The 16877-nt window shown below is 70.3% G+C and carries 14 protein-coding genes and 1 pseudogene; 1 reads left to right on the forward strand and 14 read right to left on the reverse strand.

All coding sequences use genetic code 11. The features are described 5' to 3' along the window. Position 1: 1 nt before the first annotated feature. The 14 genes from DDF67_RS12715 to trbF all read right to left on the reverse strand — a co-directional run bounded on the left by DDF67_RS12715 (position 2) and on the right by trbF (position 16489). On the reverse strand, positions 2–1714 hold the full coding sequence (locus DDF67_RS12715; RefSeq protein WP_109101258.1) for an asparagine synthase-related protein: 1713 nt from the start codon (positions 1712–1714) through the stop codon (positions 2–4). After that, positions 1714–2361 carry a lasso peptide biosynthesis B2 protein gene (locus DDF67_RS12720; RefSeq protein ID WP_109101259.1) on the reverse strand — a complete coding sequence of 216 codons (648 nt, stop codon included), beginning with the start codon at positions 2359–2361 and terminating at the stop codon, positions 1714–1716. Before DDF67_RS12720 ends, DDF67_RS12715 begins: the two co-directional genes overlap by 1 nt. A gap of 38 nt (positions 2362–2399) precedes the next feature. Next, positions 2400–2531 (reverse strand): benenodin family lasso peptide, encoded by a 132-nt coding sequence (locus tag DDF67_RS12725; RefSeq protein ID WP_109101260.1) that lies wholly within the window; start codon positions 2529–2531, stop codon positions 2400–2402. A 93-nt stretch (positions 2532–2624) separates the two neighbouring features. Next, a complete protein-coding gene (locus DDF67_RS12730) occupies positions 2625–2759 on the reverse strand; it encodes a benenodin family lasso peptide (protein ID WP_109101261.1) in 135 nt (44 codons plus the stop codon). A gap of 94 nt (positions 2760–2853) precedes the next feature. Then, complete coding sequence (locus DDF67_RS12735) at positions 2854–3489, reverse strand: GntR family transcriptional regulator (RefSeq protein WP_109101262.1); 636 nt, start codon at positions 3487–3489, stop codon at positions 2854–2856. Between the two features lie 168 nt (positions 3490–3657). Continuing rightward, positions 3658–4287, reverse strand: coding sequence for a RadC family protein (gene radC / locus DDF67_RS12740; RefSeq protein WP_408608607.1), 630 nt, complete (start codon positions 4285–4287; stop codon positions 3658–3660). Between the two features lie 195 nt (positions 4288–4482). Further along, positions 4483–8247: a strawberry notch family protein gene (locus DDF67_RS12745; RefSeq protein ID WP_109101264.1), complete on the reverse strand. Its 3765-nt coding sequence runs from the start codon at positions 8245–8247 to the stop codon at positions 4483–4485. A 167-nt stretch (positions 8248–8414) separates the two neighbouring features. Continuing rightward, on the reverse strand, positions 8415–10583 hold the full coding sequence (locus DDF67_RS12750; protein ID WP_146198023.1) for a chromosome partitioning protein ParB: 2169 nt from the start codon (positions 10581–10583) through the stop codon (positions 8415–8417). A gap of 76 nt (positions 10584–10659) precedes the next feature. Next, complete coding sequence (locus DDF67_RS12755) at positions 10660–11544, reverse strand: DUF7146 domain-containing protein (RefSeq protein ID WP_109101266.1); 885 nt, start codon at positions 11542–11544, stop codon at positions 10660–10662. Between the two features lie 127 nt (positions 11545–11671). Continuing rightward, positions 11672–12937 (reverse strand): plasmid replication protein RepC, encoded by a 1266-nt coding sequence (gene repC / locus DDF67_RS12760; protein ID WP_109101267.1) that lies wholly within the window; start codon positions 12935–12937, stop codon positions 11672–11674. A 184-nt stretch (positions 12938–13121) separates the two neighbouring features. Further along, complete coding sequence (locus DDF67_RS12765; RefSeq protein WP_101715518.1) at positions 13122–13358, reverse strand: transcriptional regulator; 237 nt, start codon at positions 13356–13358, stop codon at positions 13122–13124. 127 nt (positions 13359–13485) lie between these two features. After that, complete coding sequence (locus DDF67_RS12770; RefSeq protein WP_109101268.1) at positions 13486–14703, reverse strand: TrbI/VirB10 family protein; 1218 nt, start codon at positions 14701–14703, stop codon at positions 13486–13488. Then, entirely contained in the window at positions 14700–15482 is a 783-nt protein-coding gene (gene trbG, locus DDF67_RS12775) for a P-type conjugative transfer protein TrbG (protein ID WP_233247643.1), read from the reverse strand. Before trbG ends, DDF67_RS12770 begins: the two co-directional genes overlap by 4 nt. A 317-nt stretch (positions 15483–15799) precedes the next feature. Next, positions 15800–16489 (reverse strand): conjugal transfer protein TrbF, encoded by a 690-nt coding sequence (gene trbF, locus DDF67_RS12780; RefSeq protein WP_109101270.1) that lies wholly within the window; start codon positions 16487–16489, stop codon positions 15800–15802. A 129-nt stretch (positions 16490–16618) separates the two neighbouring features. Between trbF and DDF67_RS26070 the strand changes: the two are divergent. Beyond that, positions 16619–16877, forward strand: a pseudogene (locus tag DDF67_RS26070) (hypothetical protein); the annotation flags it as partial.

Here is a 16877-nt window from a genome sequence, read left to right on the forward strand (position 1 = left end):
CTCAGGGATCGTCCCAGGTCCGGGCCCAGGCTTCGACATCGGCGAGCTGCAGAACGCGAAAAAGCGCCTGGCCGGACGCCAGAGCCGGATTGGCCAGGATCTCCCGGACGGCGGAGAGGTCAAGGAGCCCGGCCTGCGCCAGTCGACCATTAATCAGCTGTGCCGTCAGGCCTTCGATGTTGTCCTCGAACACGGCCGCCACGAAGGCGTTCAGCCCACCCTTGGAGCGCCGTCGAACGACCTCTTCGGGAATAGCCGAGGCGAAGGCGTCACGGGCGATGGCGCGGTTCTGGCCATCGGCGATCCAGAGCCAGGTCGGAATACGAAGGCACAGTTCGACGATCGGCTGGGAAAGAAGCGGGAAGACGATATCGCCCTCGGCCGCATGCTCGTAACGATCAAGATAGGCCTGGGCCAGGAGCAAGCTTCGAACTTGGTCGTGCTTGCCGGGCAAGGCGCCGCGGGGGGCCGACATCCAAGGATGATAGGGAGCCTGATCGGGCGCGCGTCCGGGCGCGAGGAAGCTGGCGTCGGCCGGCAACCGGCCCATCGATCCTGAACGAGCCGCCTTGCGTAGGGCGAGCCCTCCAGCGGTCCAGGCCGTGCAGCCGTGGAGCCGCCCAAGGTCGTCGAGGGCGCGCATGAAACGCGGCCCGGGGCCGCTGGTGAGCAGAGCGTCCGACGCCGGCGCGGCCGACGAGAGCGAGCAGAAGACGTTGTCGCCGCCCAATCCGCTGAAGAACGCGGTGGCGCCGCTGGCTTGAGCGGCGGCGACGAAAGCGTCCTCGATCGGCCGCAGCAAGGCGTGGGCTCCAGGTCTGGGAAGGCGGCCCGCGCGGGCGCGCCGGATATCGACACCCTTTGCGGCCACTGGAACGATCCGGAGCCTATGACCATCTGCGGCGAGACGCGCGAAGCGCTGTTCATCGCCTTCCGCTGTCGGCGTGACGATGTTGATGCAATCCACTGAGTGGCCAGTCAGTCGCAGGCTCGCGGCGATGATCGAAGAATCCAGGCCACCTGAAAGCTCCAGAAGCGGTCTGGGAAAACGCTCCGCCAAAGTCGCAACGCAACTTTGAACCGTATGCAGCAGCATCTCGGTAGCCCGGCTCCGGTCCAAAATGGCGGCGGAGCGCGCGGCGAAACGCCAGGGCGACCATCGCAAGGCCAGCCCGTCTGGCGCACCCAGTCGAATCCGAAGGGTTTGACCGGGCAGAAGTTCGTGCAGCCCGTTCAGTCCTGTCCGGTCGGCGCGAACTTGGGGATAGGCGATCATCCCAGCAACGGACGACCAATCGATGCGTGACGCGATCGCGCCGGCAGCGATGACCTCCTCGAGACCCGAAAGGACAAGGGTCAAATCACCCTGGCGAGTCCAATAGGCCGGAAGGCTGCCCGAGGGATCACGGAAGACCTCAACGTGATCGCGCTGATCGACGATCGCGACATATGCCCCCCACTGGCGCCGCAGGAGCCGCTCGACTGGACGTTCGGCGTGTGCGCGGGCTGGACGGGGCGGCTCGGACCTTCGCGGGAAAATCGAACCGACAATCCAGGCCCCTTCGACTTCAACAGGGCTCTCGGGATCGGGTGTCAGCAACATCCAGTCTCGGCCGTCGACCTTGGAACTCCAGTCCGTCAATGCTGCGACCAGGCGCATCGCCTCGGCACGCCCTTGAGGTCCCCAGGACAGCAGGAGGAAGCGGCTGCGCATCAAATCACCAGGATCGGCGCGCGGCCGACCAGGTTGTCGAACTCATCGTTTAGGGCCAGATCGCCGACTTGGAGCCAGCAATGGGCGCTGAACGGCCGTACGATGACGCCAAACACCAGATCGGCGTCCAGACCTCGCCGGCTCAGATAATCAAGCATCGCCACGGAGTCCAAGAGGCACACCGGTCGAACCGGAATGAAGCGACGAGCGGCCAGAAAGGCGAGGGCGGCCCGGCGAAGTGAAGCTTTGTCGCGAGAGGCGCCTGATCGTGCCGGATTGGCAGCGATGGCGTCCAAGGTTTTCGCCAGGCCGCGGCTGAGACTTCTTCGCGCGCGCAAGAGAGACCCCGTGGCCGCCGCCATCGTGGGCAGCTGGACCCTGCCAGGGGTTGCCGAATCGACGATGGAATCCGCCACGCGGATGGCTGCTGTCGGTCGGGCAGGTCCCGCGTTTCGCGCAAGCTCCAAGACGCCGAGGGCGACAAGCTTGTCGGCTTGGCCATGGGCGACGGGTCGGCCGGCCAAAGCCTCCGCGAAGGGCCGCTCCAGATGGGACGGTAAGCGGAAATAGCGATCGGTCTCTATGTCCAGGAATACGGCTCCGTCGTCGGTAACGACGTGAGCCAGCCGTGCGGGAACGCTGAGCATGGTTGCGAAGCGGAGCGGCCTGGCCGCTCCGCCGGTGCTCAATCTTCGGCGATGCCGAAGGGGGCGCGACCGATGCCGACCTCGGAGGTGGGCATGTCGGGGCCGCGGGTCTCTTCGCTGGCGCGGCCCAATTCGACCAACTCGTCGCTGTGGTTTTCGATGTGCTGCATGGCGCGTGTCCTTGGAGCGCCCCTCGGGGCGGCTGAAGTTGTGGATCGTCTGTCAGCGGCGGAAGCGCCGGTCCGGCGCCTCCGCCCCGAGGGTCAGTCCTCGGTGATGCCGGCCGGCTGGCGGCCGATGCCGACTTCCGAAGTCGGCAGATCCGAGCCCTTGGTCTCGACGCTGACGGCGCCCAGGTCGATCAGGGCGTCTTCGATGTGGTCTTCGATCCGTTCCATGACGGTCTCCTTCTCTAAGTCACGCCCACCGTGACGGTTGTACGGTGCGACCGGAGGTGGAAAACTCCCAAGGAATAGCGCCGGAATTTTCCGATTATTCTGCGGGCCGTCGCGGGTCCCGATCGGTTAGGCCATGCAGGCTGCGAACGATCGCAGGAACCAGACGCAGACGGCGACGGTGGTAGGCGACGAGCGCCTGACGGAGCGCGCCGGCAGATCCCGTGGCGGCCAGCCCGCGAAGCTCCAGGGACTCGTCCTGAAACTCGGGTATGAGGTCCAGCTCGGCGCAGCGCGGGCGATGCAGACGGTCGCTGGCGCCAGCCACGGCCCACTCAACCTCGACATTGCCGCTGCGTGCGGCCAGCCGCGCGAACAGATCCTCAAGCCCAGCGATGGGGCCATCGCCCGCCGGCGCCTGGGCCGGGATCGCAGGCTCCTCGCCAGCTGACCTTGCGGCGTTGACCAGCAGGGCGACATTCCATTGGTAGAGGTCGGAGAGATCCGGCTCGGTCAGCCGGGGAACGAGGAAACCTTCGCCTTGCAGGGCCGTCAGCAGCCGCTCGCCCACCAGGCGGTGCAGCGCGGCGCGCACCGGCGTGGCGCTGGCCCCGAACCGTCGCGTCAGATCGGGGACGTCGATGCGTCCGCCGGGCCGCAAGGCGCTTTCGGAGAGCAGGTAGGTCTTGATCGACAGGTAGACGCGCTCACCGGTTCCAAGCCTATCGATCATCACGCTCACTCCCTCGACGCCACGGAAAGCAGCAACCGAAAGACGGGCCACCGGCGCAGTGTGTCGCGCCAACGGCCCGCCAAAAGCTCGGGAGGATGGGTGCATCCGGCCCTGAACGCATCTCCCCGAAATTCACCCGCGAAACTTCGGGGGTGGATTCTCCGGAATCTAAAGCAGCCCAAGGGACCGGAAGCTCTGGATCTTCCCGGAGCCGACGATCAGGTGATCGTGCACGAGAACGCCCAGAACCTTGCAGGCCTCGACGATGACGCGCGTCATGTCGATATCCGGCCGGGACGGCTCGGGATCACCGGAGGGATGGTTGTGGGCCAGGATCACGGCCGTGGCGCCAACCTCCAGAGCTCGGCGTAGAACCTCACGGGGATAGACGGGCGCGTGATCGACCGTTCCTCGACCCATGGCTTCGGCCAGGATCAGGTTGTTCTTCTTGTCCAGGAAGACGACCCAAAACTCCTCGCGCGGCAGGCCCTTGAGCTTGGCGCGGAGGAAATCCGCGACCGCGCCGAACGACGACAGCACCGGGCGCGCGGCCAGCGCCGCAAGGCTCACGCGCCCGGCGGCCTCGCGCAGGATCTTGAAGTTCAGCAGCGTGGCCTCGCCGACATGCCGGCGCAGTTCACCCCGGTCCGCCGCGAGCACCCCGGCCAGACCGCCGAAGCGTTCGATCAGGCGCTGGGCGAGATCAAGGCTTTCGGCGCGGTCCTCGCCGGCCATCTGCAGGTGCAGGATCTCGGCGTCCTGCATGACGTCGACGCCGAAGCGCCCGGCAAGATCCAGAACCCGATCACGTGACGGGGCCCAACCGCCCCTGGCCTTGGGGCGGAAGGGCGTCCGCGCGGCGGCGTCCTCGACGGACTGGACCGGCTCGACGGCGGCGGGGAGGGCAGGGGAGGCGGACATGGCGTCCTCCGATCTGACGGCGTCGGACCCCATTGTCCGGATCGCTCGGCCGCTCGGCCCTGCCTTCTCCTTTCACGCCGCCGCCGGCAGCAAGCTCTGCGCCGGCCAGCGGGCCAGCACCGCGCCCAGCACGGCCGGCTTGTCGACGGGCACGAAGACCCGGGGCGTGTAGGCGATGATTTCCACGAAGCAGCCGAGGTTGACGAAGGCCTGCCGCTGCGTCGCGGCCCCCACCACCTCGATGCGCCAGCGGTCCATCACCCGGGCCCGCCGCAGCCACAGGCCGCCGGCCAGGGCCAGGGACGCGCCGTCTTTCAGGACCGAGCGCAGCGCGAACCGCGGCTCGCCAATGGTCTGGGCCGCATCGCCCAGGCCCAGGGCCAATCTAAGTGGCGGGACCTGCAAGGGGTCGAGCACGCGGCCCAGCCAGCGGCGTCCGTCCGGCCCCTTGATCCGCCGCACCGTGGCCTGCCGGCTGGGCAGGCTCGACCACACCGGCAGAAGAAGCCCCGTCACCAGGACGATCTCGCGGGTGGTGAACGGGTCGGCCGCAGCCAGCTCGGCGCGCCAGGCCTCGCTCCAGGTCGCCTCATCGACGCTCTCCCAAGCCGACTCCTCGAAGACCTTGAGCGGCGTCGTCGTGCGCTTGTCGGGCCGCACCAGCCGCACGGCTGCAGTGAGACGGTCGTCGTCGTCGGTCGTGGTCAGCCCCTGGACCACCAGGGCCGCGCGACCGGACTTGCGGTTGACGCAATAGAGCAGGGCGGCCGGATCGAGGCTGGCCAGCGTGTCCTCGACGCTGGCCAGGGTCCGCCGCGTGCGTAGCGAGAACCGCGCCAGCCGCGTTTCGGCCCGGGTCATGACGTCGGTGCGGATCGTCTCCTCGCCCAGCACCACCAACTCGTCGGCGACGATGTCCTCCACACCCCGGTCTAGAGCCCCCGACGCGGCGGCGCGTTCGAGGATGCCGGCGAGGATGGCGTCGAAGGCTTCGAACAAGCCGTTCTGGTCGGCGATGCGCAGGGCCAGCAACCGGTTGAGGAAGGTGTTCATCGGCGGCAGGTCGTCCGAGGCCCGCAGGTTGCCCTCGCCATCGAGGAGGCTGAGGCCGGTCTTGGCCTCGAACGCCGGACGGTCCATGGCCGCCACCTCGCCATGGTGAAGCGCCACATAGAAGGCCTGCAGCGCGCGGTGGGCGAACGGGCTTTCCAGGTTGTCCTCGGCGCGGAAGAGCCCGGCCCCGGCCGTGCGCCGCTCGCCCCGGGTCAAGGCGCCGAGGCTGTCGAGCCGTCGGGCGATGGTCGACAGGAAGCGCTTTTCGCCATGGATGTCGGTCGTCACCGGGCGAAAGAGCGGCGCGCTGGCCTGGTTGGTACGGTGCGAGCGCCCCAGCCCCTGGATCGCCGCGTCGGCCCGCCAGCCCGGCTCGACCAAATAGTGGACGCGCCGCTGTTGGTTGGCCGCCGACAGGTCGGCGTGATAGCTGCGCCCCGTGCCGCCGGCGTCGGAGAACACCAGGACGCGCTTCTTGCCCGACATGAACGCGTCGGTCTCGGCCCTCGCCGCGGTGGCGCCGCGCCGCTCGACCACCCGGCGATCCTCGCGCCGGACGATGCGGCGGCCACGGCCGGTGACCTCGGCCACCAGGTCCGGGCCCAGGGCGTCGAGCACCGCGTCCAGCACGCCCGGCGCGGCCGGCAGGCAGGCCAGTTCGGCCACCAGCTGCTCGCGCAGCGCCAAGGCCTCCTGGCTGTAGACCGGCCGGCCATCCTCGACCATCGGCACGAGGGTCACCGAGCCGTCGTCATTGTCGAGGACGCTCATCGCCTGGATCGGAAAGGCTGCCATCAGATAGTCGAGAACCTGGTCCTTGGGCGTCAGGTCGACGGCGATGTTGTTCCACTCCTCGGACGGGATCTGCGCCAGCCGCCGCTCCATCACCGCCTCGTTGGTGCTGACCACCTGGACGACGCTGGAGCGGCCCGCCGACAGGTCGGAGCGGATCGCCGCGATCAGGCTGGGCGCCTTGAGGCCTGCCAAGAGGTGGCCGAAGAACCGCAGCTTGGTACCCTCGAACGCCGACATCACCGCCGAGGCGGCCTGGCCGCTGCGCGCCGCGCCGTCGGCGTCGAGCACGCCGGTTTCTTTCAGAGCCTGACGCAGATTGCGGTGGATCAGTTGGTAGGCGTCGGCCCAGCGGTCCCAGATGATGATGTCGTCCGGGGTGAGGGCGTGGGGCAGGGCCTCGTACTCGACGCCGTCGAACGACAGGGACCGGGCGATGTAGAGGCCAAGGGCCTTCAGCTCGCGCGCGATGAGCTCCATGACCGCCACGCCACCGGCCTCGACGGCCTCCAAGAAGGCCTCACGGGTGGTGAACGGCGCTTCCGTCCCGCCCCAGAGCCCGAGGCGCCCGGCATAGGCCAGGTTTTCCGGCGTCGTCGCGCCAGTGGCCGAGACATAGAGCACCCGGGCGTTGGGCAGGCGGTTCTGCAGCGCCAGGCCCGCTTGGCCCTGCAGCGAGGCCTTCTTGGGTCCGCGACTGCCTTTTCCCCCGCCCGCGGCGTTGGCCATGGCGTGGGCCTCGTCGAAGACGATCACGCCGTCGAAGTCCGCGCCCAGCCAGGCGATGATCTGGTCCAGGCGGGAGGGACGATCGCCACGGGCCGGCTGGCGCAGGGTTGCGTAGGTCGAATAGAGAATCCCGCGCTCCAGACGAAGGGACTCGCCCTGCTTCCAACCGCTCTGGGGGACGATGTCATGGCCGTGGCCGCCGATCGCGCTCCAGTCGCGGCGGGCGTCCTCGAGCAGGGCGTCGTTCTTGGAGAGCCACACCGCCCGCAGCCGACCCTGGGCCATGTTGTCGGCGATGACCCCCGCGATCTGGCGGCCTTTGCCGCAGCCGGTGCCGTCGCCCAGGAAGAAGCCCCGCCGGAATCTGACCGCGTCCTGGGCGTCCGCCCCGACGGCGACGGCTTGGTGGGCGGCCTCTCCAATCCGCCAGCATCCCGGCAAGGTTTGGGCATGGGCCTCGCCGGCATAGACGATGGTCTCAAGCTGGGCGTCCGAGAGGCGATGGTCGTTGATCACCCCGGTGGGCAGGACGGGCCGGTAGGTCGGGACCGGCGGGGCCACCGAGGCCATGGGTCCGGATTCGACCAAAGCAGACGGGTGCGGTGCGGCCCCGGCGATGGCGATACGGCCCAGGCGATAGGCCTGGTAGAGACCTACGTCATGGCCTTCGCCGCGCCAGTCGATCATCGCGTAGTCCAAGGCGCGGGTTTCCGCGAGCAGGGCCAGGCGCCGGCCAGGTCCGGCGGCGGTCCGCTCGCGAGGGGCGAAAGCGGCTGGCTGGACGACGGTGCGGAAGACCCGCGGCTTGGCGCTAGGCCGCGCCGGCAAGACCGCGACGCGGGCGGCGGCCTCGGCGAGATCCTCGCTGGTCGCCAGCGCCGCGATCGGCCCGGCCGCGCCGCGATCGATCACCAGAAGACCGGTCTCCACCGACGTCCCCTGGCCGGCGAAGGCGCGCGGGGGCAAGGCGATGCGACCGACGATCGCGCCACGCCGGGCCAGGTCGGACAGTTTGGCCTCGACCTCCAGCAGGCGCAACGGAACGATCGCCACCAGCCGGCCGCCGTCGGCCAAGGTGTCAAGCGCGGCGTGCAGATGCGCCTCCAAGGGCCCGAACGGGGGATTGCACAGCACGACCTCGAAGCCGCCGGCGCCGGCAAGGCGGTCCTTCAGCTCGACGGCGTCATGACGTGAGCGGGGCGCTGCCGCAAAAAGACCGTCCAGCAGGCCCGCGCGCTGCTGCGACAGCTCGTTGAGGGTCATGGAACAAGGCCTTGCTCACCCGCCGCGGAAGGCTCCTCCTTCCAGACCCGGGGGGCTCGCCCGGCTTGGTCCTGCCTCCTCCTTTTGTCTCGTGGGCCGCCGCAGGGCGGCAGACGTCGAGCCCCCGCCTCGGTGGCGGGGGCTCGCGCCGATCAGCAAGCGCTCCGTCAGGCCGCGATCGGCCCGACCTCGCCGCCGTCGTCGCCAGGATCGATCTCAGCACCGTCGCCATCGGCCCCGTCGGACTGGGCCGCCGCGAGCTCGACCCCGGCCTCGTGAGGCGCGCCGCCTTCAGACGAGGCGTCATCCTGAGACACGACACCGGCGTCGTCGTCGGACGTCTCCTCCGTCTCCTCGGTTTCGCCATCGGCATCCGCCGCGGCCAAGGTCCAGGACAAGCCGGCCGGCGCCCAGCGACGTTCAGCGGCGGCGTCGCCGACCAGGGTGACCAGATCGTCCTTCTTCAGGCTGGCGGCCCGCTCGTCTTCAACCTCCATCGCCGCCAGCATGGCCAGCAGTTGCTTCTTGGAGTGCAGGGCCAGGAACTGGCCGTCAGCGCACCAATGGACCGAGAGGTCGGCGTCGCAGAGGGCGGCGATCTCGACGGCCTCGGCCCGGGCGCTGCGCCGGATCAGGGTGTTGCGCACTTCCTTTAGGTCCAGCGACACCGCGACCAGTTCGGCCAGCAGCGCCATCTTCTCGCCGTGCGGCAGGCCGTCGACGAAGCCGATCGGCCGCAGGCCGGAGGCCAGATAGGCCTCACGCCGGGCGGCGAGGCGTTCATAGACCTCTCCGTCCAGAGACGGGATCGGCGGTACGCCCTTGCGGGCATAGGCGGCCGCCTCGATCGTCAGGGCCGACTCGCTGACCCGGTTGAATCCGCGCAACGCCAAGTTCTTGAAGAGCTGCGCCAGCAGCGCGGTCAGGGCCGCGGCGGGATCGTCGGCCAGGTCGCGGATCAAGCCGCGGGTGGCGATGTCGGTGCGGGTCTCGTGCAGACTGTGGCCCGCCCCGTCCAGTTCGACCGTGACCTTGGCCTCGGCGACGTCGGGCGGATCGGCCGAGACGACCCGGCGCGCGGCCGGCGCGACCTCGTCCTCGTCGTCTTCCTCGTCCGGCGTCTCTTCGACCTCCTTGCGGAAGAAGCGGACCTCCAGGCCAAGATCGGCGCTGGGCGAGAGCATCAGCGCGCCCAGTTCTCCGCGCGACAGTCCGGCGGCGGCGCGCGCAGCGCGCGCGGCGATCACCTCGACCAGGACGTCCAGGGCCGCGTCCTCGTCCAGAGGCAGAGCCTTGAGCCTCGCCACCGCCGCGTCGACCACAGCGCCCGCAGCTTCGCGCTCGGTCTCCTGCGCCTCGGTCAGGTCGCCGTGATAGACGTAAGGCAGGCTCTCGAAACCGTCGGGCGCGGCCACCCCGCCGTCCGGGCCTGTGAACACGCAAAGCCCGAGGCCCGAGAGCTTCGCGCCCAGGGCGTCGGCTCGCTCCTGCCAGAGGCGTTGCAGGAGGTCCGGGTCGTGCAGCACGTCAGGCATCTCGCCGAAAAGGTCGCTGCTCGAACCGCCGCCGGCAGCCGCGTAGCGGCCCATGCCGACGGCAACAACGCGCGGGTCATTGACCGTGACCCGGCCGCCTTCGACGCGGGCGCGCAGCTGATAGTCCTGGAGATGACCATCGAGCGCGGCCTGGGCCAGTTGGCCCTGCTGGGCCTTGTCGTCGATGCGGGCCAGGAGCTTGACCTGCTTGAGCGTCAGGCGACCCTGCCGGAAGGCGTCGAGCACCTTGACGTGGACCCCGGCCAGGGCTTCCAGGCGTCGGATCTCCACCACGTCGTAGCCGAGGGCCTTGGCGATGGCGGCGGTGTCCATCCGCGCCTTGCGGAACTTGCCGATCGCCAGGATCACGGCCGCTGTATGGATCGGCGCGCGCTCGGTGTTGGGCAGAACCAGGGCCGCGGCCTGGGCGGCCTTGCTCACCGCCACCTGGCAGGTGACCAGATGGTCGTCGTCGACCTCGCCCCGCTCACGCCGCAGCAGCAGGGCCATGCGGCGGCGACGGCCGTCCAGAGCCATGAACGGCGCCTCGTCCTTGCGGCCGAGCCGAACGATCGGGGCGATCAGCACCCCGGCCGCGCCGATGGTGTCGGCCAGTTGCGGAATGTCCTCGTCGACCGGCTCGTCGAACCGCAGGTTCTCGGGCGCCAGGCCCAGATCCCTCAGGCGGACACGAACGGTGTCGCCGTCCTGGAGCTTGACGGCCCGCGGCGGGGCAAGCTGGGGCTCGGCCGGCTGAGCGACCGCGGACGTGGTGCGGGACGTGGTGCGGGCTTGGGTCATGTCGTAACTCCCGCGCCGGGCCAGGCCCATCCTGGATCCTCGGCGCGCCCGCGCCGGCCCTGCCTTTGACCTTTGGTCAGAACTCGGCCTTGGCCGCCTCGTCCCAGTCGCCGAAGGCGGGCGGCGGCAGGGCGATCTCGGCGGTCACGCCCGCCTCGGCCAAGTCCCTGGCCAGGCGCTGGGCCGAGGCCTCGCCATCGACGCCCCGATCTCCGGCGATCAGCACCGAGCCCACCAGCGGCGGCGGACGCCAGCGCCGCAGGTTGGAGGTCGACAGCAACGCCCAGGTCGGAAGGCCAAAGCGCCGCCGGGCCGCCAGGGCGGTGAACACCCCTTCGGCGACCAGCAGGGTCGGCGCGGCCGGATCGAGGCGAACGGCGCTACCGGCGGGAAGCACCCCCACCGTCTTGCGTGGCAGCGCCAGGTCGAAGGCTCGCCGCCCGCCGGGCGTCAGATAGGTGAGCTCGACGGCGGTGATCTTTCCGTCCGGATCGACCACCCCGGCCATCAGGGCCGGACGAGCCGCCCGACCTGGCCGATAGACCGAGAGCGGAGCCGCGGGATGGTGGCGCAGGGCCTCCGGACCCGGCAGTTCGCTCCGCACGCCTCGGCCCCGGCAGTGTCGGACCGAGAGCGTACCGGCCAAGCCGCGCCCTTCATCCCACAGCCGCGCGGCGGTCTGCCGCCGCGCCGACCGTGCTTGGTCCTCGACGGTCTTGGTCCGCGCCGCCGCGGCCGCCCGTACCCGACCTGGCTCATCCAGGAGCCCGAGGCTGCGAAGATGGTCGCGCACCGCCCGCCAGTCTCCGTCGCCGAAGGTGTGGACGAGGACGCGCCCGTCCTCCTCAAGCAGGGAGACGGAGCGATCACGCGGACTGTGGCCCGGGGCGGGAATGTTGGCGCGGCGGCCTCCGTCGTAGAGGTCGCCGCCCAGGCGGCGGACGATGGCGCGCAGGGACATGGCCGGAACTCTCCTCGGCCGCCGGAACGCGGCCGCCCCACCGGTCCCTGCCTCCCCCGCCAGTCATGGCCAGACCCGGAAGCGCCGAACAAAAATCGCCTCTTCGCGCACAGCGCCCGCCACCACGCTACCGGGTCTCGTCCGCGCGTCTGGCGCGAGACCGCGGCGGCGCTGAGCGCTCCTTCAGGCCATAGAGGCTGGGCAGGAGCTTGAGGCCCCCGAAGCGTTCCCGCTCGCACATGGCGCGCAGATAGCCGCCGGCCGAGCTGCGGATCTCGCCATCTTTCCATCGGGCCAGCACGGTGGCCAAGGCGATGGCGGCGCGGTTGCGGCCCATCGCGTCGCGGGCTTCGCGCACCGCAGACAGATTGACCCCCATCAGGGGTGCTGCGCGGCCGACGGCGTCGACCAGGTCCTCCCACTGGGCCGCGGCGGAATCCTCCAGGAAATCGGCGAGCTCAGGCACGGCTTCGAGCACCAGCGACAGCGGGATGACCTCCTCGCTGATCGCCGCCTCCACCGCGACCGGGTCAGCTTCCACCCCACGCCGGGTCGTTCGCGCCGACGGCTCGACTACCTCTTTTCGAAGAGAAGAATACGTTGCTCCTGCGGATCTAGGCTGGGTTGTAGGTTCTTTCTGGGCTTCGTCCACGACGCCCCTGGGCTCAGATTCATTGGATTTCCGAGCCTTCACCCAGGCCGCGTCAACCGCCGCCAGCAGCGCCTGGAATGTGTCATGCAGCGCCTCCAGCTCGGCGAGGCTGGGGGTCCGCGGCAGTCGGCCCAGCGCCAGGTCGACGGCGCCGGCCCAGTCGTAACCGGTGAAGCCCCGATGGACGGCGTCGGCGCAGACGGTGCGGATCTCCCGGCGGATCTCGCCGAGCTTGCGCTTGAGATGGCGGCGCTGAGCCTGTTCCAGGCCGCGGGCGGCGGCATGGTCGGCGAACTCGTCCCAGCGCACGGCCATGGGGGCGAGGTCAAAGCCGAAGGCCTCGACGATGAAGCCGCGCTCGTCGCGGTATCCCCAGCGCTTGCCGTTGCCGCTGTCCTTCATGTGGACGAGGCCGGCGCGGACGGCCAAGCGGACGAGACCCTGGACGCAGCTGCGCGAGCGCTGCAACTCCTCGCAGAGCGCATCGTTGGACGGCCAGGCCAGGGGATGGGTGCGACCCGTCCAATCCTGCTCGGCAGTGACCCGCACCAAGGCCCGGATCAGGCGTACGAGCCCGTCGCCGTACCCCAGGCGGGGCGCAGCGCGCTCGAACCGGTCAAGCAGCATGGCCTTGGAGATGCCCTCCGGAAGGCCCTGGTAGGTTTCGGCGAGCCGGGCGGCCGCCCACTGGGCGTCCGCCAGACGGCGCACGTCTCCCACCCCGTTCGAGACGGTCTGCATTTTCTGCTCCTCCTTGGGGAGGCCGCAGGCACACAGGTTCCCGTCGCGCGAACGCGCGTTTTTGGATTGCAGCGATGTCGGTGATTCGGTTAGAAAGAGCAGGAACTAGGAGCTCGGTCGGGGTTGGCGCCCCGTCTAGCGAATGACCTGGAGAACCCGGCGCGTTACAGCGAGCCGGGTTTTTCTATGCGCTCACGGCGTGTTTCCTTTCCTCGTCGCCCCCGTCGAAATAGACCTCGAACACGTGCTCGAGGGCGTCCATCCGATTGGCGAAGCCACGCTCGGCCTTCATCGCGTCAAGCAGTTCGATGAAGCGTTTTCCGACCATGCCGTTCAGCTGCGCCTTGCCGGCCGCGCGGGCCTGGGCGCGAAGGCGCTTCTGGTATTCGGCCTGATACGCAAGATCGTGAGCGGTCTTCATGGCGCCGCCGATAAGATCGCGATTCCAGCCGCCCAACTAATAAAGGTGAACGGCGAAACACCCGCGTTAAGCGAATAAAGACCCTTGATCTCTTTGGGAATCGGGCCGCTGTCGGTTGCTTGCCAATTCAAGGGGTTGGCGGTCCTTCGGGCGGCAGGACGAGGTCGCGGTCGATCAGCACCCGGACAAGCTGCCCGGGCGCGATGTGCAAGGTCGGCGCTCGCTGCAGGTCACGCTCGACCAGGCGCTGGCCGGTCTGGCCGGCGGCGGACGCCACGCCGCCGGCGGCGTCCTGCAGGACGACCTGGTCATCCCTCCGGCCGGCGCTGTTTTGGGCCGCCGCACCGCCGATCGAGATCAGGGTCGAAAGCCCGATGGCGCGGGCCAGCACGGGAAGGTGGCGGTCGGTCTTACCTGTGAGGCCGCTCATCCCGGCCGCATCGAGCCCGACCATCCCCCCAAGGTCGACGCTGCGGCCGCTGGGAAAAACCATCTGCGTCCACATGACCAAAACCCTTTCCTGGCCATAGCCGACCTGGCTGTCATAGCGACCGATCAGCCGCGTCCCTTGGGGGATCAGCACCGTGCGTCCGGTGCGGTGATCGAAAACCGGCTCTGTGACCTGGGCGATGACCGGCCCCGGCAAATCCGAATTAATACCGGTGATGAGCGCCGCCGAGATCAGCGCGCCGGCCTTGACCTCGAAGGGCGACAGCGGCGGCCGCGGCAGGATCGGCGCCTGGGACCCGCGTGAAGCGGCCGCTGCGATGAACTGCTCCTTGGCCGAGACCGCCACAGGCGGGGCGGGGGCCGCGCCCGGGCTCCCCAGGGCCGGGGGCGCCAAGGGCGCGCCAGCTTCCGTCGCTCCGGCCGAGGGGCGAGGCCCGATCGCGCCGCCGGCCCCGTTGAAGAAGGGCGGCGAGGCGCGGGCGGCCAGGCTCTCCTGGCGCGCCCGCTGGATCTCGGGAGAGACAGGCGGGGATGACTGCGCCGCAGGGGGCGGCGTCGCACCTGTCGGCGCTTCCGGACTGGCGGACGCGCCGAGCGGCGGCGGCAGGGCGGCCGGATCGTCGTAACGGGAAGGCAAACGGTCCTCGATCGGGGTGGGTCCCTCCGGGGCCCGCGGCGCTGGCTCCGGCGGGGCCGTCCGCCGCGACGCGCTCTGGCCCATGCCCAGGATGAAGCCGGCGCCGACCACCAGCACGATGGCGCCGCCGACGGCGGCGATCACCGCCGGCCGATAGCGCGTGATGGGCCGGCGCGGCGCCACCAGCACGCCCTCGGCCGGTCGCTTGGGCGCCGCGCTCGCGGCGGCGGGGTCGGCGGGCGGCGGCTCGACGCTCATCGGCGCGCGCCCTGCCGGGTCAGCCGCACGATCACCGGCTTCTTGTCGCCCAGGCGCAGCTCGGCGCGGTCGATGATCCGGTCCACGACCAGGTAGCGACCGAGGAGCCGCGAGTTGACGAGCTGCGCATGATCGTCGGCGTCGAGGAGGAAGACGGGCGGAGCCTCGCGCACGGCCAGATCAGGCGGAAACTCGATGTAGGTCTTGGCGCCGTCGTCGAACACACGCACCGGCGTCCAGGGCGGCGCGCGGCCTTTCAGGGGCGTGACCAGATACCGAAAGTCCAGGCGCTCGACCGGTACGGCGGTCTGGACGCGCAGCGCCTCGCTGGCCTGCTCGCCCGCGGCCCGGCGCGCGGCGTCGGCCGCTCTGGCCTTGGCCTCTTCTTGCGGATAGGTCCAGGACAGCACGCTGGTATAGGCCCCGCTGTCGGTGGAGACCGCGTCGATCAGATAGGTGCGCTGGTCGGTGGTCAGGACGAGGTTGGTGCGCAGGCCCCCGCGCATCGGCTTGACCAGCACGATCACCTGCTGGGCCTCGCCGGTTCCGGCCTCGGTTTCCCCCAGCACCCAGCGCACCGTGTCGCCAGCGGCCTTGGCGATCAGCTTCTCGCCGGGGCGCAGCGCGATGGTGGTCAGGAACCTTGGACTGGTGTGGATCGCATAGAGCCGGCCGGGCTCGAAGGCGTGATAGAGCGCGGAGTTGACGAACACGCCGCTGGCCGGTCCGTCACGCGCCTCGGCGTTGGCCCGCTGCAGGGTCGCCAGCGGCCTGGCCAAGGCCAGGCTCGCCTCGGCCCGTCGGCGCGGGAGCCGCTGGCGCGCGGGCGCGACGCCCTGGACCGCGTCGGCAAGCGATGCGGCAGGCAGGGCGGTCGTCGCAGCCTGCGGGCCGGAGCCAGGGCCCGACCGTCCGGCCCCGACACTCGGAGTGGGTCCGCCGCTTCGGGGGACCGGCGGCAAGACCGCCGGCCGTGGCCCGTGGGTATGGGACGCCTGCGGCCCGGACGGATCGGCGGACGACGCGGCCGCCAGAGGCGCGCAGGCCAGGGCGGCTAGGAGGGCCAGGGCGCGGCCCGGCCGGGTAATAGGCAGGCTCATAGGTCGCGGCTCCATTGGAAGCTGGTGATCTCCAGACCCCGGGCGTTGTCGAAGAGCTCGGCCTCGGTCTTGGGCGGCCTTGGGGCGAGGCTGAAAAGGCCCGTCCAGCGCACCGGCGGGCCGGCCACCCCCTGCAGGTAGGTCGTCTCGCGCCACTGGACCTGGAAGGTGGTCGGACTGCGCGGGAGCACCGAGGCGATCTCGACGGAGACCGCCTCCTGGCCCAGGCGCGCGGCCGGGTCGTGATCCTGGCCGTATTGGACGAGGCTGGCGCGCGCGGCCTGGTTGGTCATCCGTGTGGCCCGCGACCAGTTCTCCCGTAGGACCACCGGATCAGTGCTTTTGGAGCGCACGCGCTCGACGAACTCGGCGACGAAGCTGGCCTTGATGGCGTCGTCGGGCCTGTAGGCGCGATCGGCCAGTTCGACGCGACCCGGCCGACCATATTGATCGATCGGCACGACATAGGTCGCGATCGGCCGGCGCAGCTGCACATAGAGAAAGGCGCTGGTGCTGAGCGCGGCCAGGGCCAGGCACCCGAAGGCCATCAGCCGCCAGTTGCCCGCCTGGACCCGCGCCGAGCCGATGCGATCGTCCCAGACCTGCGCGGCGCGATGGTAGGGGGTCTCGTCCGGCGTGGACTGGCCATAGCGGTCCTGCGGACGCTTGAAGGCGTTGGACGTCATCTGTGGTCCCTTCAGGATGTTCGCGGTCGGGGCGGGTCGGGCTCCCAGTCCTCCGGCGCCTGGGGCTCGCCGGCCGGCGGCTCGGGCGGCGGCTCCTCCACTGGCCCCGAAGGCCCGACTGAAGACGGTGTGGACGGCGGCGCGGCGAAGGAGGCGCGCGCCCGGTCGACGACGGCGCTGGTGGAGGCGGCCTTTCGCGCGTCCGCGGCCGGCCCGCCGCCGCTTGAACCGCCCGCGACGCCGCCGGGTGCGCCGCCGCCGGGGCCGCTGCTTGCACCCCCCCTTGCACCGCCGCCGGCGCTGCTCGGCAGGCGCGAGGCCGAGCGGACCGAGGCGGCCGAACCGGCCGCGCCTGCGCCCATCGCCCAGCGGCCGGCCAGGGCCAGCC

This window comes from Caulobacter endophyticus (genome assembly GCF_003116815.1).
Classification (GTDB): Bacteria; Pseudomonadota; Alphaproteobacteria; order Caulobacterales; family Caulobacteraceae; genus Caulobacter; species Caulobacter endophyticus.